Source organism: Mycobacterium sp. E787, assembly GCF_001668725.1.
Taxonomy (GTDB): Bacteria; Actinomycetota; Actinomycetes; order Mycobacteriales; family Mycobacteriaceae; genus Mycobacterium.
Genome location: NZ_LZKL01000094.1, coordinates 42,056 through 60,236, shown reverse-complemented (window position 1 = coordinate 60,236; position 18,181 = coordinate 42,056). Strand labels below are relative to the sequence as shown.

Sequence of the window (18,181 nt, the reverse complement as noted above, 5' to 3'; positions counted from 1 at the left end):
CAATCGAGCGCCGCGAACGCCCTCCCCGGCCCCGCGGCCTTCTTCCCCCCCGCCGGGGCCGAGGAGGGCGTGCGCAACATGACCGGCCGGGAGTCGGGCATACCCAACTCGAGCTTCTTCAACAAGGGCGACCGCCCGCCCGGGGCGCCCGGCCCCGGCATCGGGGAGCCGGTCCTGCCTGATTAGCGGCCTACCCTGAAACCATGCGCACCAAGAAGAAGGTGGATTTCGAGCGGCTCGCCGCCGCCCTCCCGGACTTTCCGTTTGCGTACCTGATCACGGTCGGCGACGACTATCGCGCCCACACCGTGACCGTCGAGCCGCGGTTGCGGGAGACCGCCCTCGACGTCGGCCTCATCGGCGGCCGCACGCGCGAGAATTTGACCCGGCGCGGCGACGTCACCCTGCTGTGGCCCCCGCGCGAGCCCGGCGGCTACTCGCTGATCGTCGACGGCACGGCCGAGGTGACAGAGGGAGCCGGCGAGACGGTCCGGCTGGGCGTGGTGCCCACCCGCGCGCTGCTGCACCGCGAGGTCGACTCCCCCAGCGCGGCCAGGGGTTGCCTGCACGACTGCGTGGTGTTCTCGCTGTGAGTTTCGCGCCGAACGTGGGGCCCACGCACAAAAATCGCCTCACATTCGTCCATAGGCCCCACGTTCGATGAGCTTCGCCTTCACCCGCTCCACGATCACGACCGGCCGAGACAGCATCTCGGCGCTGACCCTGATCACGCACCAGCCGGCCGCTTCCAGCAGCGCTATCCGCTCGATGTCCCAGGATCGCTGATATCGGTCGTTCCAGTGCTGGACTCCGTCGTACTCGACGGCGACCTTCCACTCGCGCCACCCCATGTCGACCCGGATGCGCAGGTCGCGAAACTCGATCTGGGTCTCCGGCTTGGGAAGTCCGGCGCTTAGCAGAAGCAGCCGCACCCGCGTCTCCTGCGGTGACTCCGCTCCGCCGTCGGCCAGCTCCAGCGCGGCCCGCAGCCGCCGCACGCCGCGGGCGCCCGGGTGCCGATCGGCCACCGCCACGGCGTCCGTCGATTTGATGCCGGTCGCGTTGAACAGGCCGTCGAGGATCGGCACCGCCCTAGCCGCGGGCAGCGAGCGGCCCAGGTCGAAGGCGGTGCGGGCCGCGCTCGTCACCCGCATGCCCGCGACCGTGCGGACCTCGTCCTCGGCCAGCTTGTAGCTGTGGGCGATGATGCCCGGCTGGCCGCGCCGGTCCGCCCGCACGACCTCCGCGGGTGCGGCCCCGTCCAGCCACTTCGTGCCCAGCGCCGCGGCGGCGGACTGGCCGCACAGCACCGCACCGGTCGACAGCCACGCGGCGCGCGCCTTCGCGCAGGCGGTGAGTTCAACATCGTTGGGTATGTAGACGTCGCGGAAGACCGCCCGATACCGGGTGCGCAATTGACTGCGGGTGACGGTGCCGGTGGCGAGTGCACGGCTACCGAGGAAGGGCTGCATGCGGGCATACTCGCCGTCACCGCTGAGCCACGTATGCGCCGAAGGTGGGGCCTGTGGACGAATTTCGGTGTGTGAACGTACCTGGGCCCCACGTTCGGCGCACGAAAAAGCCCGGCCCCCAAGGGAACCGGGCTTTTTCGTTGCTGAGGACCTAGAAGTCCATGCCGCCCATGCCGCCGGTCGGGTCGCCCGCGGGAGCGGCCGCCTTCTCCGGCTTGTCGGCGACGACGGCCTCGGTCGTCAGGAACAGCCCGGCAATGGACGCCGCGTTCTGCAGCGCCGAGCGGGTGACCTTGACCGGGTCGGCAACGCCGGCCTTGAGCAGGTCCTCGTACTCACCGGTCGCGGCGTTCAGGCCGGTGCCGGCGGGCGAGTTGCGGACCTTCTCGGCCACAACGCCGGGCTCGAGCCCGGAGTTGAAGGCGATCTGCTTCAGCGGGGCCTCGAGCGCGACGCGCACGATGTTGGCGCCGGTCGCCTCGTCGCCGGTGAGCTTCAGCTCGTCCAGCGACGGCGAGGCGTGCAGCAGGGCCACGCCACCGCCGGCGACGATGCCCTCCTCGACGGCCGCCTTGGCGTTGCGGACCGCGTCCTCGATGCGGTGCTTGCGCTCCTTGAGCTCGACCTCGGTGGCCGCGCCGGCCTTGATCACCGCAACACCGCCGGCCAGCTTGGCCAGGCGCTCCTGCAGCTTCTCGCGGTCGTAGTCGGAGTCGCTGTTCTCGATCTCCTGGCGGATCTGGGCCACCCGGCCGGCGATGGCGTCGGAGTCACCGGCGCCCTCGACGATGGTGGTCTCGTCCTTGGTGACGACGACCTTGCGGGCCTTGCCGAGCAGCGCGACGTCGGCGCTCTCCAGCGACAGGCCGACCTCCTCGCTGATCACCTGACCACCGGTGAGGATCGCCATGTCCTGCAGCATCGCCTTGCGGCGGTCGCCGAAGCCGGGGGCCTTGACCGCCACCGACTTGAACGTGCCGCGGATCTTGTTGACGACCAGGGTGCTCAAGGCCTCGCCCTCGACGTCCTCGGCGATGATCAGCAGCGGCTTGCCGGCCTGGATGACCTTCTCCAGCAGCGGCAGCAGGTCCTTGACCGTCGACACCTTGGAGCTGACCAGCAGGATGTAGGGGTCCTCCAGGACCGCTTCCTGACGCTCGGCGTCGGTGACGAAGTAGCCCGAGATGTAGCCCTTGTCGAACCGCATGCCCTCGGTGAGCTCGAGCTGCAGGCCGAAGGTGTTGGACTCCTCGACGGTGATGACGCCCTCGTTGCCGACCTTGTCCATCGCCTCGGCGATCAGGTCGCCGATCGACTGGTCGCCCGCGGAAATCGCGGCGGTGGCCGCGATCTGGTCCTTGGTCTCGACCTCCTTGGCCGACTTCAGCAGGGTCTCGGTGACCTTCTCGACGGCCTTCTCGATGCCGCGCTTGAGGCCCAGCGGGTTGGCGCCGGCCGCGACGTTGCGCAGGCCCTCGCGCACCAGCGCCTGTGCCAGCACCGTGGCCGTCGTCGTGCCGTCACCGGCGACGTCGTCGGTCTTCTTGGCGACTTCCTTGACCAGCTCGGCGCCGATCTTCTCGTACGGGTCCTCCAGCTCGATCTCCTTGGCGATGGACACACCATCGTTGGTGATCGTGGGGGCGCCCCATTTCTTCTCCAGTACGACGTTGCGGCCCTTGGGACCCAACGTCACCTTTACCGCGTCGGCGAGGGCATTGAGGCCCCGCTCGAGGCCGCGACGGGCCTCTTCGTCGTACGCAATTGTCTTGGCCATTGCGAAGTGATTCCTCCGGATCGGGAATGAAACTGGGGCCGCCGGGTGGCGACAACCCCATTACTTACGCTGGCCGGGTGCAGTGCCCGCGACGGACGACCAAGCTGGTCTCACCGTCCCGACCTAGCACTCGCCAGTCGCGAGTGCCAACGTCATTCTTAGCACTCGCCTATGCCGAGTGCAAGAACGGGCGGGGGTTATCGCGCAGCGCGTAATCCGTCGATGACGACGTCGGTCGCCCGCTCGGCCAGCGCCGAGTCATAGGCCTGCATGGCCTGGCATCCGACGAGTATCGCCTTGAGATCGGCCATCTGGACGTCCCGTCGCGCCGTGCCCGCGTCCTGCGCGGCACGCAGCAGTTCGGCGAGCGTGGCCTTGAACGCGTCCTCGGCCGCGGGCGCGGCGCAGGTGATGTCGATCCCCAGCCCGGCCAGCGCGTCGACCAGGCCGCGGTCCGCCGCACCCCACTGCAGCACCATCGAGCGCAGGAAGACGAAAAGCGCCTCGCCGGCCCCCTCGGTTTCCAGCAGGGCGCGGCCGTCGTCGACGAGGCGCCGCATGCGGTTCTCGATCACGGCCGCAAACAGCGCCTCCTTGGTCGGGAAGTGCCGGTAGACGGTGCCGGCCCCGACGCCGGCGCGGCGGGCGATCTCGTCGATCGGCACCGCCAGGCCGTCGGCCGCGAAGGTCTCGTAGGCGACGTCCAGCACGCGCGCGCGGTTGCGCGCGGCGTCGGCGCGCAGGGGCCGTGCCGGCTGCGCCATCTGTTCACCGTCCCGTGGGTTGACAAAGCGGGGCGTGCGTTCCGTATAGTGGCGATCATCCGGAGCGCTCGCCCCGTTTACTCTACAAGGTTGAGGAGACTTTCCATGTCCAAGTGGACCGCCGCGGACATTCCCGACCAGACCGGTCGCGTCGCCGTCGTCACCGGGGCCAACACCGGGCTCGGCTACGAGACCGCCCTGGCACTCGCCGACCACGGCGCCCACGTGGTGCTGGCGGTGCGCAACCTCGACAAGGGCAAGGACGCCGCCGCCCGGATCGTCGCGGCCAGCCCGAACGCCGACGTCGCGCTGACCGAGCTCGACCTGACCTCGCTGGATTCCGTGCGCGCCGCGGCCGACCAGCTCAGGTCCGCCTACGACCGAATCGACCTGTTGATCAACAACGCCGGCGTCATGTACACGCCGAAGGAGACCACCAAAGACGGCTTCGAAATGCAGTTCGGCACCAACCATTTGGGCCACTTCGCGCTGACCGGCCTGCTGTTGGACCGGCTGCTGCCGGCCCCCGGTTCGCGGGTCGTGACCGTGAGCAGCATGGGCCACCGCATCCTGGCCGACATCCACTTCGACGACCTGCAGTGGGAGCGCCGCTACAACCGCGTTGCGGCGTACGGGCAGGCCAAGCTCGCCAACCTGCTGTTCACCTACGAACTGCAGCGCAGGCTCGCCCCGCACGGCACGACCACCGCCGCCGCCGCCCACCCCGGCGGGTCGAACACCGAGTTGGGCCGCTACACGCCCAGGGCGTTCCGGCCGCTGGTCAACGTGTTCTTCAACGTGATCGCGCAGGACGCGGCGATGGGCGCGCTCCCGACGCTGCGCGCCGCCACCGACCCCGGGGTCCTCGGCGGCCAGTACTACGGGCCGGACGGCTTCGCCGAGACCCGCGGCTACCCGAAGCTGGTCTCGTCCAGCGCGAAGTCGCACGACGCCGAGCTGCAGCGCCGGCTGTGGGCGGTGTCCGAGGAGCTCACCGGGGTGGTCTATCCCGTCGACTGACCGGTGGGCCCCGACCGGCTAAGGCAGGTCGAGCAACTGCTCGTAGAAGCCGCCGAAGCCGCGGGCGCGATCGATGAGATGGATTTCGAGGATCCAGTGGCAGACGCGGCCGGTCGGGTCGCCGCGCCGCATCGGTTTGTCGGAGCCGGGCATGATGTACCACTCGACCCCGTCACCGGCGATCTTCTTGTGCGGAAACTCCCCCACCAGGTGGCCGGCGATGTGGCTGCCCCACTCGAAGCCCTCGGCGCGGGCCACATCGACGACGTGGTCGAACAACTGGGCGCCCGTGACGTCGGGGTGGTCGTCGAAATGGTCGCGCCCGGCCGTCCACACCCGCGCCAGCGCGTCGCGGAGGGCGGTCTTGTGCGGGTCGTCGCCCAGCACGAACGTGCGCCCGACGTCGGCCTCCCATTCCCCGAAGATCGGTCCCAGATCGAGGTAGACGATGTCGTCCTCGGCGATCGCGCAGTCCGGCGGGTGTTCCTTGAAGGGCTGCAGCGTGTTCTCCCCGGCCCGCACGATCCGGCGATGCCAGTGCCGGGTCACCCCGAACATCTCGGTGGCGAGGCGGGCGATTTCGTCGGACAACGCCTGTTCGCCGACACCCGGGCGGATCATGCCGCGCCTTTCGATCTCGTCGAACAGTTGCGAAGCCTTGCTCTGGGCGTCCAGAAGCCGTGCTACCCGCAGTTGTTCGTCGGCAGCCCCCACGCCAGCGATGCTAACTGGCAGGCTGAAAACATGTCCCTCGCCGTTCCGCCCTACCCGCCGCCCCGCTACACCAAGGACGAGCCGGAGGTCAGCGCGTGGCTCAAGCGCGCCGACGAACCGCCCGACTACGAGACGTTCGGGACCAAGTACCACTACCTGGCGAACCAGCAGGCCACCGACGGCGATTACGGCCTGTACCGGGTCGACATCGGCCCGGCCGGCGGCGGGCCCCCCGCCCACTTTCACCGGGCCATGTCCGAGGCGTTCTTCGTGCTGTCCGGGACGATGAAGCTCTACGACGGCAAGGAGTGGGTCGACGGGCATCCGGGCGACTTCCTGTACGTCCCGCCCGGCGGCGTGCACGGGTTCCGCAACGAGGCGGAGCAGCCGGCGTCCGTGCTGATGCTGTTCGCCCCCGGGGCGCCGCGCGAGGCCTACTTCGAGGGCTTCGGGGCGCTGGCCGACATGACCGACGACGAACGCCGCGACTGGTTCATCCGCCACGACAACCACTGGATCCACTAGGCCGAGTTAATGGTGGGCAAACTCTCGGTGCCGGGCGCCGACGGGGCGCACGGTGCTCGTAGGGTTTGGCCGTGCAGGTGAGGTCGAAGCGGTCCGCGGCGTGGCTGCGGATGAAGGTCGAGACGGCATTCAGCGCCCCGGCCAGGACGGGTGACCGCGTGAAGCGGCAGAGGCGCCCGGGGCTGACGGGTTTGCGGCGACAGTCACCGGCGTCGGGCGGCCTCCGCCACGGTGGCGGACGTGGGCTGCCCGGCCGGGCCGCCGCGCCTTCGGGGGTTCGCGGCAACGGGGTGGCACCGACCGCGCCCGCCCGGGCCCGCGGGCGCCGGCGCAGGGTCTCGGCCGGTTACCGGTCGAAGCGGTAGTCGGCGTCGACCAGCTCGCGGGTGCGGTCGTAGAACGTCCGCCCGCTGTACGGCAATTGCGTGACGACCTTGCCACTGGGATGCCGGAAGTAGTTGGTGCAGGCGAGCCAGACCTTGCCAGCCATGGCGGCCTGGATCTCGTCGTTGTAGCGGCGCTGCGCGTCCGCGGTGACCTCGATCGTGCGCGCGCCGCGGGCCCCCTTCACGTCGAGGATGTGGCGGACGAACGTGGTCTGCGCCTCGTGGATGTAGATGATCGAGTTCACGCCGTTGGTGTTCGGGCCGTACAGCGTGAAGAAGTTCGGATACCCGGCGATCAGCGTGCCGAGGTAGCCCTCCGCGCCGTCGCTCCAGTCGTCGCGCAGGTGGCGGCCGCCGGTTCCGTACACGTCGATGCTGGCGAGGTAGTCGGCGGCCTTGAACCCGGTCCCGTAGATGACGGTGTCGACGCGGTGCTCGACGCCGTCGGCGGTGCGCACCCCGCGCTCGGTCAGCTCGGCGATGGCGGTCGTTTCCAGGGTGACGTTGGGCAGCGCGAACGTGGGATACCACTCGCGCGACATCAGCGGCCGCTTGCAGCCCGCGGGGTAGTCCGGCGTCAGCTTGGCGCGCAGCTCCGGGTCGGCCACCTTGCGCCGCAGGTAGCTGCGGGCGAGCTCGGTGGCCTCGCGCGTCTGCGTGGCGTCGACGTCGAAGCTCGACGATTCGTAGGCGTCGAAGGCCTCGTCGCGCAGCTTGCGCGCCACCTCGGGGTGGCGCTCGAACTCGTCGTGCTGCTCGGGGGTGAACGGGAAGTCGAAGCGGGGCGCGATCCAGATCGGGGTGCGCTGAAACACCGTGAGGTGCGCCGTTTTCGGCGCGATCGCGGGCACGTACTGGATGGCGCTGGCGCCCGTGCCGATGGACGCGACCCGCTCCCCCGCCGTCGGCCTGCTGTGATCCCAACGGGCGGAATGGAATTGGCGACCGCGGAACCGTCGCGCCCCCGGAATGTCGGGAACGTGGGGCACGTCGAGCATCCCGACGGCGCTCACCACGACGTCGAAGTCGTACTGGGCGCCGTCCTCGGTCGTCAGCGTCCAGCGCCGGCGGTCGTCCGACCACCGCACCATGGCGATCGCGGTGCCCGGCCGCAGGTGCGGCCCCAGCCCGTGGTCGGCGGCGACGGATTCCAGGTACGCCAGGATCTCGGGCTGGTTCGCGTAGGTCTTGCTCCACCGCGGGTTGGGCGCAAAGGAATACGAGTACAGGTGCGACGGGACGTCGCACGCCGCGCCCGGGAACGTGTTGTGCCGCCACGTCCCGCCGAACCCGTCGGCGCGGTCGAAGATGGTGAAGTCGTAGCCGCCCTGCGCCAGCTGGATACCCATCGCGATGCCCCCGGCACCGGCGCCGATGATCCCCACGCGCGGCTTTACCCCCATTGCGCGAAGTACGGTCGCCCGGGCCGGCTCTTCTCCACGAGGATGAACACCACGCCCCACGGGTCGACGAACCAGGTGGTGCGGACCCGCGCCACTTCCGCGACGCCGCTGACCAGGAATCGCACCCCCTTGCCCTCCAGTTCCGCGCGGGTGGCGTCGAGGTCCTCACAGATCAGCCCGACGTGCGACAGGCCGTGATCGGTCAGGGCCCGTTCGGCTCCGTCGGTGCCGTCGACGTTGAGGTACTCGATCACCTCGAGCACCCGGTCGCCGTCGTCTCCGAATCCGACGATGGCCGCCTTCATGCTCGGGTCGGGCACCAGCTCGCCCATGTCGTCGCGAATGGCATTACCGCTCATGACGTACGGCGGCGAGAGCACACGCAGGCCCAACACGTCACGATAGAAGGCCACCGCGGCCTCGCAGTCGGGAACGCACACCCCGGTGTGGGCCAACCCGGTAATCACGTTCTCAACCTTACGTCGGCGAGGCGCCGATCGGGGAGGGCCGATAATGGCCGGGTGCGGTCAGTCGAAGAACATCAGCGAGTCGTGGCGGAGATGATCCGCGCCCGCCCACCGGTCGCGGTCGCGCTGGCCGACGCCCAGGGGCTGGCGCTGGCCGAGGACGTGGTCGCCCGGCTGGCGCTGCCGGTCTTCGACAACTCGGCGATGGACGGCTACGCGGTGCGCGCCGAGGACGTCGCGGGCGCCACCCCGGAACGCCCGGTGGTGTTGCCGGTCGCCGAGGACATCCCGGCCGGGCGGACCGACGAGCTGACGCTGCGGCCGAAGACCGCGCACCGGATCATGACCGGCGCGCCGGTGCCGGCCGGGGCCACGGCCGTGGTGCCGGTCGAGGACACCGACGGCGGTGTCGACTCGGTGGCGATCCGCAGCCCCCGCCCGGGCGGCGCGCACATCCGGCGGGCGGGTGAGGACGTCGCCCCCGGCACCACGGTGCTGCGCCGGGGCCAGGTGGTGACGCCGGCCGTGCTCGGCCTGGCCGCGGCGCTGGGAATGGCGGAGCTGCCGGTGCTTCCGCGCCAGCGGGTGCTGGTGATGTCGACGGGCTCGGAGCTGGTGTCGCCGGGCGAGGCGCTGCGGCCCGGGCAGATCTACGAGTCCAACTCGATCATGCTGGCCGGCGCCGTCCGCGACGCCGGCGCCGAGGTGGTCGCCGTCGTGACCGCCGAGGACGACGTGGCGCAGTTCAGCGCGCTGCTCGACCGGTACGCCGCCCCTGAAAACCAAGTCGACCTGATCATCACCAGCGGCGGCGTCAGCGCCGGCGCGTACGAGGTCGTCAAGGACGCCTTCGGGCGAGACGGGGACCAGGGGGTGGACTTCGTCAAGGTGGCGATGCAGCCCGGCATGCCGCAGGGCATCGGGCGGGTGGCGGGCGCGACGATCGTCACCCTGCCCGGCAACCCGGTCAGCGCGCTGGTGTCCTTCGAGGTGTTCATCCGACCCGCGCTGCGCCGGGCGATGGGCCTGCCCGACCCGGAGCGGCCGCGCCGGCCGGCGGTGCTCGCCGAGTCGCTGACCTCGCCGCGCGGCAAGCGCCAGTTCCGGCGCGCGATCCTCGACCGCGAATCCGGCACCGTCACCAGCTACGGGCCGCCGGCGTCCCACCACTTGCGCTGGCTGGCGTCGGCCAACGGGCTGCTGGACATCCCCGAGGACGTCGTCGAGGTGTCCGAGGGGACCGAGCTGGCCGTCTGGGACCTGAGCTGACGCACGCTCCGTAAGATGGCCGCGTGGCAAGACGCCCCCGCAGCCCTTCTTGTCCGGAAGGCCCCTCCTTCGAGGACCCGGCCTTCAGCCCGCAGCACGCCCTCGAGTTGGTGCGCTCCGCCGTACCGCCCGTGCACCCGGCCGGCCGGCCGTTCGTCGCCGCCGGCCTGGGGGTGGCGCTGGTCGGTCGCCGCCACCGCTGGCTGCGCCGGGCCGGGCTGCTGGCCGCCGGCGCCTGCGCGGGGTTCTTCCGGCACCCGTCCCGGGTGCCGCCCACCCAGCCCGGCGCCGTCGTCGCACCCGCCGACGGCGAGATCTGCGTGATCGACACCGCGGCCCCGCCGGCCGAATTGAGCATGGGCGACGCGCCGTTGCCGCGGGTCAGCATCTTCCTGTCGCTGCTGGACGCCCACGTGCAGCGGGCCCCGGTGAGCGGCGAGGTGGTCGCCGTGCAGCACCGGCCCGGCCGCTTCGGGTCGGCCGACCTTGCCGCGGCCAGCACCGACAACGAGCGGACCAGCCTGCGGATCCGGACCGATGGCGGGGCCGAGGTGGTGGCGGTGCAGATCGCGGGGCTGCTGGCACGCCGCATCATCTGCGACGCCCACGTCGGGGACAAGCTGGCGATCGGCGAGACCTACGGCCTGATCCGGTTCGGCTCCCGGCTCGACACCTACCTTCCGGCCGGGACGGAACCGCTGGTCAGGGTGGGCCAGCGCGCGGTCGCCGGCGAGACCGTGCTGGCCGAACTGCCATGACCGACAAGCCCCGCGGCAGGCGGCCGGTGAACCTGCAGATCCTGCCCAGCGCGATGACCGTGCTGTCCATCTGCGCCGGGCTGACCGCGATCCGGTTCGCCCTGCAGCACCAGCCGGTGCCCGCGATGGCGCTGATCGTCGCCGCCGCCATCCTGGACGGGCTCGACGGCCGGGTGGCCCGCATGCTGGACGCCCAGACCCGCATGGGCGCGGAGATCGACTCGCTGGCCGACGCGGTGAATTTCGGGGTGACGCCCGCGCTGGTGCTCTACGTGTCGATGCTGTCGCGCTGGCCGGTCGGTTGGGTGGTGGTGCTGCTGTACGCGGTGTGCGTCGTGTTGCGGCTCGCGCGCTACAACGCGCTGGCCGACGACGGGACCCAGCCCGCCTACGCCCACGAGTTCTTCGTCGGGATGCCCGCGCCCGCGGGCGCGGTCTCGATGATCGGCCTGATGGGGCTCAAGCTGCAGTTCGGCGAGGGCTGGTGGACCTCGGTGTGGTTCCTGTGCATCTGGGTGACCGGGACGTCGATGCTCATGGTCAGCGGGATCCCGATGAAGAAGATGCACGCGGTGCGGGTTCCGCCCAACTACGCGACCGCGGTGCTGCTGGTGCTGGTGCTCTTCGCCGCCGCCGCCGTGCTGGAGCCCTTCATCACGATCTGGGTGATCATCGTCGCCTACCTGTGCCACGTCCCGTTCGCGGTCCGCAACAAGCGCTGGCTCGACCGGCACCCCGAGGTGTGGGGCGACCAGCCCAAGCAACAGCGCGCCGTGCGCCGGGCGAGCCGCCGGGCGCAGCCGAGCCGCCGGTCGATGACGCGGCTGGGGCTGCGGAAGCCGAGCGGGCGCCTGCGATGATCCCGGCCTCCGGCGAGGCCCGTCAGCTCACCCTCACCGCACGGCTGAACACCTCCGCCGTCGACTCCCGCCGGGGCGTCGTCCGCTTGCATCCGAATGCCGTTGCGGCCCTGGGCATCCGGGAGTGGGACGCGGTGGCGCTCACCGGGTCGCGGACGACGGCGGCGGTCGCGGGCCTGGCCGGTCCGGACACCCCGGTCGGCATCGCGCTGCTCGACGACGTGACGCTGTCCAACGCCGGGCTGCGGGAGGGCACCGCGGTGATCGTCAGCGCGGTCACGGTCTACGGGGCGCGGTCGGTGACGCTGTCCGGCTCGTCGATGGCCGCCGCCTCCATCACGCCGGTCACCCTGCGCCAGGCGCTGCTGGGCAAGGTGATGACGGTCGGCGACGCGGTGTCGCTGCTCCCGCGCGACCTGGGCCCGGGGACCTCCACGTCCGAGGCCACCCGGGCGCTGGCCGCCTCGGTCGGGATCAGCTGGACCTCGGAGCTGCTGACCGTCACCGGCGTCGACCCCGACGGACCGGTCAGCGTGCAGCCGAACTCGTTGGTCAGCTGGGGAACCGGCGTGCCGGCGCCACCGCGCGAACAGCTGACCACCGGCACCCCGGAGATCCTGATCGAGGAGCTCAAGGGTTCCCAGCCGCAGGCCGCCAAGCTCGCCGAATGGCTCAAGCTCTCGCTCGACGAACCGCACCTGCTGAAGGCACTCGGCGCGGGCGCCAACCTCGGCGTGCTGGTGTCGGGCCCGGCCGGGGTGGGCAAGGTGACCCTGGTGCGCGCGGTGTGCGACGGCCGCCGGCTGATCGAGCTCGACGGCCCCGAGGTCGGCGCGCTGGCCGCCGACGATCGGCTGAAAACCGTTGCCGCGGCGGTGCAGCGGGTCCGCGACGGCGGCGGCATCCTGTTGATCGCCGACGTCGACGCGCTGCTCCCGGCCACCGCCGAGCCGGTGGCCGCCCTGATCCTGGGCGAGCTGCGCGCCGCCGTCGCCACCGCCGGCGTCGCGCTGATCGCCACCTCCGCCCACCCCGACCAGCTCGATGCCCGGCTGCGCGCCCCCGACCTGTGCGACCGCGAGCTCGGCCTGCCGCTGCCCGACGCCGGCACCCGCAAGGCGCTGCTGGAGGCGCTGCTCAAACCGGTGCCCACCGGCGACCTCCGCCTCGACGAGATCGCCGGCCGCACACCGGGTTTCGTCGTCGCCGACCTCGCCGCCCTGGTGCGCGAGGCCGCGCTGCGGGCGGCCTCGCGGGCCAGCGCCGACGGCCAGCCACCGAAGCTGAGCCAGGAGGACCTCGTCGGCGCGCTGACCGTCATCCGGCCGCTGTCCCGGTCGGCCAGCGAGGAATTGACCGTCGGGAACGTCACGCTCGACGACGTCGGCGACATGGCCGAGGCGCGGCAGGCGCTCACCGAGGCGGTGTTGTGGCCCCTGCAGCATCCCGACACGTTCGCCCGGCTGGGCGTCGACCCGCCGCGCGGGGTGCTGCTGTACGGGCCGCCCGGGTGCGGCAAGACGTTCGTGGTCCGCGCCCTGGCCAGCACCGGGCAGCTGTCGGTGCACGCGGTCAAGGGCTCCGAGCTGATGGACAAGTGGGTGGGCAGCTCGGAAAAGGCTGTGCGCGAACTCTTCCGGCGGGCCCGGGACTCGGCGCCGTCGCTGGTGTTCCTCGACGAGGTGGACGCGCTGGCGCCGCGGCGCGGGCAGAGCTTCGACTCCGGCGTGACCGACCGGGTGGTGGCCGCGCTGCTGACCGAGCTCGACGGGATCGACCCGCTGCGCGACGTCGTGGTGCTGGGCGCCACCAACCGGCCCGACCTGATCGACCCCGCGCTGCTGCGACCCGGCCGGCTGGAGCGGCGGGTGTTCGTCGAACCGCCCGACGCCGCGGCCCGCGGTGAAATCCTGCGCACGGCAGGCAAATCCATCCCGCTGAGCGACGACGTCGACCTCGATGAGGTGGCCGCCGGGCTCGACGGCTACAGCGCCGCCGACTGCGTGGCGCTGCTGCGCGAGGCGGCCCTGGGCGCCATGCGGCGCTCCATCGACGCCTCCGCCGTGACGGCCGCCGACCTCGAGGCGGCCCGCAAAACCGTGCGGCCGTCGCTGGATCCCGCGCAGGTGGACGGCCTACGGGCGTTCGCGAAAGCTCTCTAGCACCGCCCGCGCCGACGCGGCGACGTCGGCCTCCAGCCAGCCGGGCATCGGATCGTCGTACGCGTGGCGGCGCACCACGGCGTAGGGCAGGTCGGCGACCGCCCGCGCGACGGCGTCGACGGATCGCCGATCGCCGCGCCCGTACAGCTGCCTGGCCAGCGAGGCGACCCGTTCGGTCAGCGGCGCGTTCATCGCGGCGAGCGTCTCCCGAAAGGCCGCGTCGGGCTCCGCGTCGAGCAGGTCGGTCGGCCGGATGGTCAACAAGAACCGGGCGTCCTCGGGGAGTTCGCGCGCGAAGCCGACGGCTGCCACGGCCATGGCCACCGCGGCGTCCAGCGCGGTGTCCGCGTCGGCGGCCATCGCCCGCTCCTGGAAGCGTTCCAGCGCCCGCAGCCATGCCGCCGTCAGGATGCCGTCGCGATTGCCGAACCGGTGATACAGCGTGCCGGCGGGCGCGCCGCTCTCCTTCGCGATCGCCGCCACGCTCGCGGCGCGCGGTCCGTCGTCGAGCACCAGCGCGCGGGCTGCGTCGAGGATCACATCGGTTTCGTGCTTCCGCGGGGGTGCCATGATCTAGTACATTCCTTCTATATGGAACGATTACCCTATATCGATGAGCATGCCATAACCGTGAGCGCCGATCGCGCAGACACGTGGTCGGCGCTACTGCGGGTGCTGTGCCGCGACCCGCGCGATCCCTCGACGGTGCCGCCCGGATTCGTCCTCGATGAGGCGCGGGCGCCCGAGCGTTTGGCCCTGAGGGGCCGCCATCCCTTCGCCGTCTACCGCTGGGTGTTCGAGCTGGACGCCGGGTCCGCGCACCGCACCCGGGTGCGCGCGCTGACGTGGGCCGCCTTCCCCGGCATCCACGGCAAGGCCTATCGCGCGCTCGTCATCGGCACCGGCGGCCACCGCGTCGTGGTGCGCCGGACACTGCATCGCATCGCCGCGGCCGCGGCCCGAGCCGACTACACCGACGTCTTCGAAGTGCCCGTGGCTCAAGGGGATTCGCGCACCGCCGAACAGGCGCTCCGCGACGCGGTGGGGCGCCGCCCGGGCGCGCGCGGAGGCGCGGTGTTGTGGATCCACCGCCACGTGCTGAGGTTTCGCCTGGGCCCGTATTCCTCGCCCGACCACCTCATCGGCTGGCCGATCACGCGTTCGGCGCGCGACGAGATCGTCCTCACCGCGAGCGGTCCGCTGATGCGCGGCGAGCTGGCGCTGCGCCGCCGGCACGGCCGCGCCACGCTCACCACCCGCGTGCACTACGGCCACAAGATCGCCGCCCGAGCGGTCTGGGCCCTGATCGGCCCGCTGCACCGGGCCGTGACACCCCAACTGATGAAACGCATTGCGGCGCACGCCTGAACCATTCGGCTCGGTCGTTCGTGACCACATCGCTGTAACCAGCTCGCATACACACAGGCATGGAGAAGAGCCCCATGAACGACGAGCGGTCGCGATGATCAGGGCGGCGCCGACGACGCGGGTCCTCACGGTGGCCATCCTGGTGTCGACGGTCGTCTTCCTCGACGGCACCGTGGTGAACCTTTCGCTGCCGGCCACCGCGCGCGAACTCGGCGGGGGCATGTGCTCCCAGCAGTGGGTCGTCGACGGCTACCTGCTGGCCGTCGCGGCCATGGTGCTGCCGGGCGGCGCCATCTCGGATCTGTTCGGCCGCATACCGGTGCTGCGCTTCGGGCTGGTCGCCTTCGGGGCGGGCTGCGCGCTGGCGGCCACGGCCGGCACCCCGGCGATGCTGATCGCCGGGCGCATCGTCCAGGGGCTGGGCGGCGCGTTCCTGGTGCCCGGCTCGCTGGCCCTGATCAACTCGACGTTCGACCCCGCGCACCGGCCGGCGGCGATCGGGTCGTGGACGGCGTGGACCAGCACCGCCTTCGCGGTGGGGCCGCTGTTGGGCGGGCTGGCCGTGGACATGCTGAACTGGCGCTGGATCTACGTGTTGTCCGCGGTCCCGATGGCGATCGGATTCGGGTTGACGTTCTGGTTGCACCGGGTGCCCGCGCGCGCCGAACGCGCCCGCCTCGACGTCGCCGGCGCCGCGCTGTCGGCGGTCGGGCTGGCCGCCACGGTCTATGCCCTGATCGAACAGGGCCGCCGGGGGTGGGACGACGCCCTGGTCCGGGCGGCACTGGTGGCGGGCGTGGCGGCATTGCTGGCGTTCGTGGTGTGGCAGCGCCGCACGCCGCACCCGATGGTGCCGCTGAGCCTCTTCACGACCCGCAACTTCGCGGGCGCCAACCTGGTCACCGCGTTCGTCTATGGCGGCATCACGATGGGCTCACTGGCGATCGGCCTGTACCTCCAAGAGGTCGCGGGCTATTCGGCCACCGCCGCGGGGCTGACCACCTTGCCGAGCCCGATCATGTCGTTCCTGTTCGCCCGCGGGGTCGGCGGCATGGCCGCCCGGTTCGGGCACCGGATCTTCCTGATGGTCGGCCCGGCCGTGGCCGGGCTGGGGCTGCTGCTCATCCGCCCCGGACCCGGTTTGCACCTCGGCACGGACGTGCTGCCGGGCCGGATCCTGCTGGCCGTCGGCATGGTCTTGGCGATCACGCCGCTGTCCGCGGTCAATCTGTCGGCCGTCAAGTCCGCGCACAGCGGGATCGCCGCCGCGATCCAGAACGCGACGGGGCGGACCTCGGCGCTGATCGCCGTGGCCTGCGTGGGACTGATCACCGCCAACCGGTTGACCGACGCCAGCTTCACCCGGCTGCTGATGGTCAGCGCGCTGTTGTTCTTCGTCGGCGCCGCCGTCGGCGGCCTCGCGATCAAAAACGCGGCGGGTTCGGCCGAGTCCGCTTCCGACGAGATCACGTTCGCGCTCAACCCCGCGCGCTGACGCTACTGTCATCGACCATGACAGAACGTCGCACCGCCCTGCAGGTCGTCGACGGAATCGACCTCTCGGGCAAGACCTGCGTGATCACCGGTGCGTCCTCCGGGCTGGGCCGGGAGTCCGCACGGGCGCTGGCCGCGGCGGGCGCACACGTCGTCCTTGCCGCGCGCGACCGGGACGCCCTGGCACAGACCGCCCGATGGATCGTCGGCGAAGTGCCGGCCGCGCGGACCTCGGCCGTGCGGCTCGACCTGACCACGCTGGCCGGCGTGGGCGCGGCCGCGAGCGCCATCCTCGACATCGCGCCGGCGATCGACGTCCTGATGAACAACGCCGGCGTCATGTTCACCCCGTTCGGCCGGACCGACGACGGGTTCGAAACACAGATCGGCACAAACCATTTCGGCCACTTCGAGCTCACCCGGCTGCTCGTCCCCCAATTGGCGGTCGCCGCCGGGGCTGGTGGGCAGGCCCGCATCGTCACCCTGTCCTCGGGCGGCCATGTGCTGGGCGACGTCGACTTCGACGATCCCAACTGGGAGACCAGGGAATACGACAAGTTCGCCGCATACGGCGCGTCCAAGACGGCCAACATACTGCACGCGATCGAGGCGGACCGGCGGTTGTGCGAGTTGGGAATCCGCGCCCACGCCGTCCATCCCGGCACCGTGGCCACGTCCCTGGCGCGGTACATGTCCCGGGCGGACTTCGCCCGGCTGCGCGCGATGGCCGCCGCCCGCGGCGCCGCCATCGACCCGTCCACCCCCGAGCAGGGCGCGGCCACCCAGGTGTGGGCGGCGGTCAGCCCGGAGCTGGCGGGCCGGGGCGGGCTGTATCTCGAAGACTGCCGCATCAGCGACGCGGTCGCGCCCTACGCGCGCGATGAACAACGCGCGGCGGACTGGTGGGCCCTCTCCGAAAAGTATTGTGACAGGGCCTGAATCGAGTACGTCGGTGTTCTGACCGAATCCCACCGCGCTTGGACTGTCAACGAGGGACGTCGGGTGCTCTGTGCTGACTTTCCAGGTCCTCGAAGAACTCTCGCAGGTTGACGGTCAGACCGGCACGCGTGGCGGTTTCCTGCCAGCGGGCTTCGATGGCCGCGATCTCGGAGATCGCCGCGCGCACCGCGGCCTTGCCTTTCCTCGTCAGGTGCACCAGGCGGGCCCTGCCGTCGGAGGGGTCGGGTCGCAGCTCGAGGTAACCGTTGCGGCGCAAACCGTCGACCAACTCAGTCATCGCTTGGCGCGTCATGTCGGCGCGCTGAGCAAGCGTCGTCAATCGTGTTCCCCCGGGATCGAGGTTCTCGAAGACGACGTGCTGCGCGGCAGTCATGTCGGTATACCCCGCGGCGTGCAGGCCGGCGATGAGCTCATCGATCATGAGCCGCGCGACCGAGCGGACCGCGCTCACAGCGCTGTTCGCGATGTGGAACGGATGGACGCTGTCGGTGATGGCGGCGAACCGCACGGCGATCCTGCCGGGCGGGTCGACGAACGCGGTGCTGCGGTCGGGGCCCTTTCGGGTCAGTCGCAATCCGCTCTATCTCGGGCTGATCGCGCTTGACGCTGGACTGGCGCTGCTCACCCCGTCGGTGTGGGCGCTGCTGTTCGTCCCGGTGGGGGTCGCTGTGCTGCGCTGGGGCGCGATCGGCCCCGAGGAGCGCTACCTCGCGGCGAAGTTCGGCGCCGATTACGACGCCTACCGGACCAGCGTCCGCAGATGGCTCTAGCAGCGTGGCCCC

At 71.3% G+C, this 18,181-nt stretch carries 20 protein-coding genes; 12 read left to right on the top strand and 8 right to left on the bottom strand.

The features are described 5' to 3' along the window. On the top strand, positions 1-186 hold a 186-nt coding region (locus tag A5705_RS28210; RefSeq protein ID WP_197521298.1), incomplete at its 5' end, for a hypothetical protein. 17 nt (positions 187-203) lie between these two features. Continuing rightward, the gene (locus tag A5705_RS18630; RefSeq protein ID WP_068279224.1) at positions 204-593 is read left to right on the top strand and encodes a hypothetical protein; all 390 of its coding nucleotides are present in this window, start codon (positions 204-206) and stop codon (positions 591-593) included. A gap of 39 nt (positions 594-632) precedes the next feature. Here A5705_RS18630 and A5705_RS18625 read toward each other — a convergent pair whose 3' ends face one another. From A5705_RS18625 to A5705_RS18615, 3 genes are all read right to left on the bottom strand, one after another. Next, on the bottom strand, positions 633-1,472 hold the full coding sequence (locus tag A5705_RS18625; RefSeq protein WP_068279222.1) for a DUF559 domain-containing protein: 840 nt from the start codon (positions 1,470-1,472) through the stop codon (positions 633-635). A gap of 151 nt (positions 1,473-1,623) precedes the next feature. Further along, positions 1,624-3,249 (bottom strand): chaperonin GroEL, encoded by a 1,626-nt coding sequence (gene groL, locus A5705_RS18620; protein ID WP_067882786.1) that lies wholly within the window; start codon positions 3,247-3,249, stop codon positions 1,624-1,626. A 197-nt stretch (positions 3,250-3,446) separates the two neighbouring features. Continuing rightward, positions 3,447-4,013, bottom strand: coding sequence for a TetR/AcrR family transcriptional regulator (locus tag A5705_RS18615; RefSeq protein WP_068279218.1), 567 nt, complete (start codon positions 4,011-4,013; stop codon positions 3,447-3,449). Positions 4,014-4,118: 105 nt separating this feature from the next. Between A5705_RS18615 and A5705_RS18610 the strand changes: the two genes are divergently transcribed. After that, on the top strand, positions 4,119-5,033 hold the full coding sequence (locus A5705_RS18610) for an SDR family NAD(P)-dependent oxidoreductase (RefSeq protein WP_068279214.1): 915 nt from the start codon (positions 4,119-4,121) through the stop codon (positions 5,031-5,033). Between the two features lie 18 nt (positions 5,034-5,051). Here A5705_RS18610 and A5705_RS18605 read toward each other — a convergent pair whose 3' ends face one another. Then, positions 5,052-5,747: a M24 family metallopeptidase gene (locus tag A5705_RS18605; RefSeq protein ID WP_068279210.1), complete on the bottom strand. Its 696-nt coding sequence runs from the start codon at positions 5,745-5,747 to the stop codon at positions 5,052-5,054. Between the two features lie 30 nt (positions 5,748-5,777). On the opposite strand from A5705_RS18605, the gene A5705_RS18600 reads away from it, so the two are divergent. Continuing rightward, positions 5,778-6,272 (top strand): cupin domain-containing protein, encoded by a 495-nt coding sequence (locus A5705_RS18600; RefSeq protein WP_068279207.1) that lies wholly within the window; start codon positions 5,778-5,780, stop codon positions 6,270-6,272. A 346-nt stretch (positions 6,273-6,618) separates the two neighbouring features. Here the strand turns inward: A5705_RS18600 and A5705_RS18595 are convergent, their stop codons facing one another. Both A5705_RS18595 and A5705_RS18590 read right to left on the bottom strand, forming a co-directional pair. Further along, positions 6,619-8,061 (bottom strand): NAD(P)/FAD-dependent oxidoreductase, encoded by a 1,443-nt coding sequence (locus A5705_RS18595; protein ID WP_068279205.1) that lies wholly within the window; start codon positions 8,059-8,061, stop codon positions 6,619-6,621. Further along, positions 8,052-8,528: a VOC family protein gene (locus A5705_RS18590; protein WP_068279202.1), complete on the bottom strand. Its 477-nt coding sequence runs from the start codon at positions 8,526-8,528 to the stop codon at positions 8,052-8,054. Before A5705_RS18590 ends, A5705_RS18595 begins: the two co-directional genes overlap by 10 nt. Before the next feature lie 54 nt (positions 8,529-8,582). Between A5705_RS18590 and glp the strand changes: the two genes are divergently transcribed. The 4 genes from glp to A5705_RS18570 are packed head-to-tail and all read left to right on the top strand — an operon-like array spanning position 8,583 to position 13,577. Further along, positions 8,583-9,797 (top strand): gephyrin-like molybdotransferase Glp, encoded by a 1,215-nt coding sequence (gene glp / locus A5705_RS18585; protein ID WP_068279199.1) that lies wholly within the window; start codon positions 8,583-8,585, stop codon positions 9,795-9,797. A 23-nt stretch (positions 9,798-9,820) separates the two neighbouring features. Further along, complete coding sequence (locus tag A5705_RS18580) at positions 9,821-10,555, top strand: phosphatidylserine decarboxylase (protein ID WP_068279195.1); 735 nt, start codon at positions 9,821-9,823, stop codon at positions 10,553-10,555. Beyond that, complete coding sequence (gene pssA / locus A5705_RS18575; RefSeq protein WP_067882778.1) at positions 10,552-11,415, top strand: CDP-diacylglycerol--serine O-phosphatidyltransferase; 864 nt, start codon at positions 10,552-10,554, stop codon at positions 11,413-11,415. The genes A5705_RS18580 and pssA overlap by 4 nt, the downstream gene beginning before the upstream one ends. Next, complete coding sequence (locus tag A5705_RS18570) at positions 11,412-13,577, top strand: AAA family ATPase (RefSeq protein WP_068279193.1); 2,166 nt, start codon at positions 11,412-11,414, stop codon at positions 13,575-13,577. Before pssA ends, A5705_RS18570 begins: the two co-directional genes overlap by 4 nt. Here A5705_RS18570 and A5705_RS18565 read toward each other — a convergent pair. Then, positions 13,551-14,147 (bottom strand): TetR/AcrR family transcriptional regulator, encoded by a 597-nt coding sequence (locus tag A5705_RS18565; RefSeq protein WP_068279190.1) that lies wholly within the window; start codon positions 14,145-14,147, stop codon positions 13,551-13,553. The genes A5705_RS18570 and A5705_RS18565 overlap by 27 nt on opposite strands. A 21-nt stretch (positions 14,148-14,168) precedes the next feature. Here A5705_RS18565 and A5705_RS18560 point away from each other — a divergent pair, with 21 nt between their 5' ends. From A5705_RS18560 to A5705_RS18550, 3 genes are all read left to right on the top strand, one after another. After that, positions 14,169-14,945, top strand: coding sequence for a DUF2867 domain-containing protein (locus A5705_RS18560; protein WP_068279187.1), 777 nt, complete (start codon positions 14,169-14,171; stop codon positions 14,943-14,945). Between the two features lie 94 nt (positions 14,946-15,039). Beyond that, positions 15,040-16,440, top strand: coding sequence for an MFS transporter (locus A5705_RS18555; RefSeq protein ID WP_068279184.1), 1,401 nt, complete (start codon positions 15,040-15,042; stop codon positions 16,438-16,440). Between the two features lie 17 nt (positions 16,441-16,457). Then, positions 16,458-17,378, top strand: a complete 921-nt coding sequence (locus tag A5705_RS18550; RefSeq protein WP_068279181.1) for an SDR family NAD(P)-dependent oxidoreductase — start codon at positions 16,458-16,460, stop codon at positions 17,376-17,378. 46 nt (positions 17,379-17,424) lie between these two features. Here A5705_RS18550 and A5705_RS18545 read toward each other — a convergent pair whose 3' ends face one another. Then, complete coding sequence (locus A5705_RS18545; protein ID WP_067882772.1) at positions 17,425-17,820, bottom strand: MarR family winged helix-turn-helix transcriptional regulator; 396 nt, start codon at positions 17,818-17,820, stop codon at positions 17,425-17,427. Between A5705_RS18545 and A5705_RS18540 the strand changes: the two genes are divergently transcribed. Further along, the gene (locus A5705_RS18540; RefSeq protein WP_068279179.1) at positions 17,819-18,169 is read left to right on the top strand and encodes an isoprenylcysteine carboxylmethyltransferase family protein; all 351 of its coding nucleotides are present in this window, start codon (positions 17,819-17,821) and stop codon (positions 18,167-18,169) included. The genes A5705_RS18545 and A5705_RS18540 overlap by 2 nt on opposite strands. The last annotated feature ends 12 nt before the right edge of the window (positions 18,170-18,181 follow it).

Excerpts from the sequence above, each read along its gene's own strand:
- A5705_RS18630 (WP_068279224.1), top strand. The coding sequence starts at position 204 with ATGCGCACCAAGAAGAAGGTGGATTTCGAGCGGCTCGCCGCCGCCCTC.
- A5705_RS18625 (WP_068279222.1), bottom strand. The coding sequence starts at position 1,472 with ATGCAGCCCTTCCTCGGTAGCCGTGCACTCGCCACCGGCACCGTCACC.
- groL (WP_067882786.1), bottom strand. The coding sequence starts at position 3,249 with ATGGCCAAGACAATTGCGTACGACGAAGAGGCCCGTCGCGGCCTCGAG.
- A5705_RS18615 (WP_068279218.1), bottom strand. The coding sequence starts at position 4,013 with ATGGCGCAGCCGGCACGGCCCCTGCGCGCCGACGCCGCGCGCAACCGC.
- A5705_RS18610 (WP_068279214.1), top strand. The coding sequence starts at position 4,119 with ATGTCCAAGTGGACCGCCGCGGACATTCCCGACCAGACCGGTCGCGTC.
- A5705_RS18600 (WP_068279207.1), top strand. The coding sequence starts at position 5,778 with ATGTCCCTCGCCGTTCCGCCCTACCCGCCGCCCCGCTACACCAAGGAC.
- A5705_RS18595 (WP_068279205.1), bottom strand. The coding sequence starts at position 8,061 with ATGGGGGTAAAGCCGCGCGTGGGGATCATCGGCGCCGGTGCCGGGGGC.
- pssA (WP_067882778.1), top strand. The coding sequence starts at position 10,552 with ATGACCGACAAGCCCCGCGGCAGGCGGCCGGTGAACCTGCAGATCCTG.
- A5705_RS18570 (WP_068279193.1), top strand. The coding sequence starts at position 11,412 with ATGATCCCGGCCTCCGGCGAGGCCCGTCAGCTCACCCTCACCGCACGG.
- A5705_RS18565 (WP_068279190.1), bottom strand. The coding sequence starts at position 14,147 with ATGGCACCCCCGCGGAAGCACGAAACCGATGTGATCCTCGACGCAGCC.
- A5705_RS18560 (WP_068279187.1), top strand. The coding sequence starts at position 14,169 with ATGGAACGATTACCCTATATCGATGAGCATGCCATAACCGTGAGCGCC.
- A5705_RS18555 (WP_068279184.1), top strand. The coding sequence starts at position 15,040 with ATGATCAGGGCGGCGCCGACGACGCGGGTCCTCACGGTGGCCATCCTG.
- A5705_RS18550 (WP_068279181.1), top strand. The coding sequence starts at position 16,458 with ATGACAGAACGTCGCACCGCCCTGCAGGTCGTCGACGGAATCGACCTC.
- A5705_RS18540 (WP_068279179.1), top strand. The coding sequence starts at position 17,819 with ATGAGCCGCGCGACCGAGCGGACCGCGCTCACAGCGCTGTTCGCGATG.
- A5705_RS18545 (WP_067882772.1), bottom strand. The coding sequence starts at position 17,820 with ATGATCGATGAGCTCATCGCCGGCCTGCACGCCGCGGGGTATACCGAC.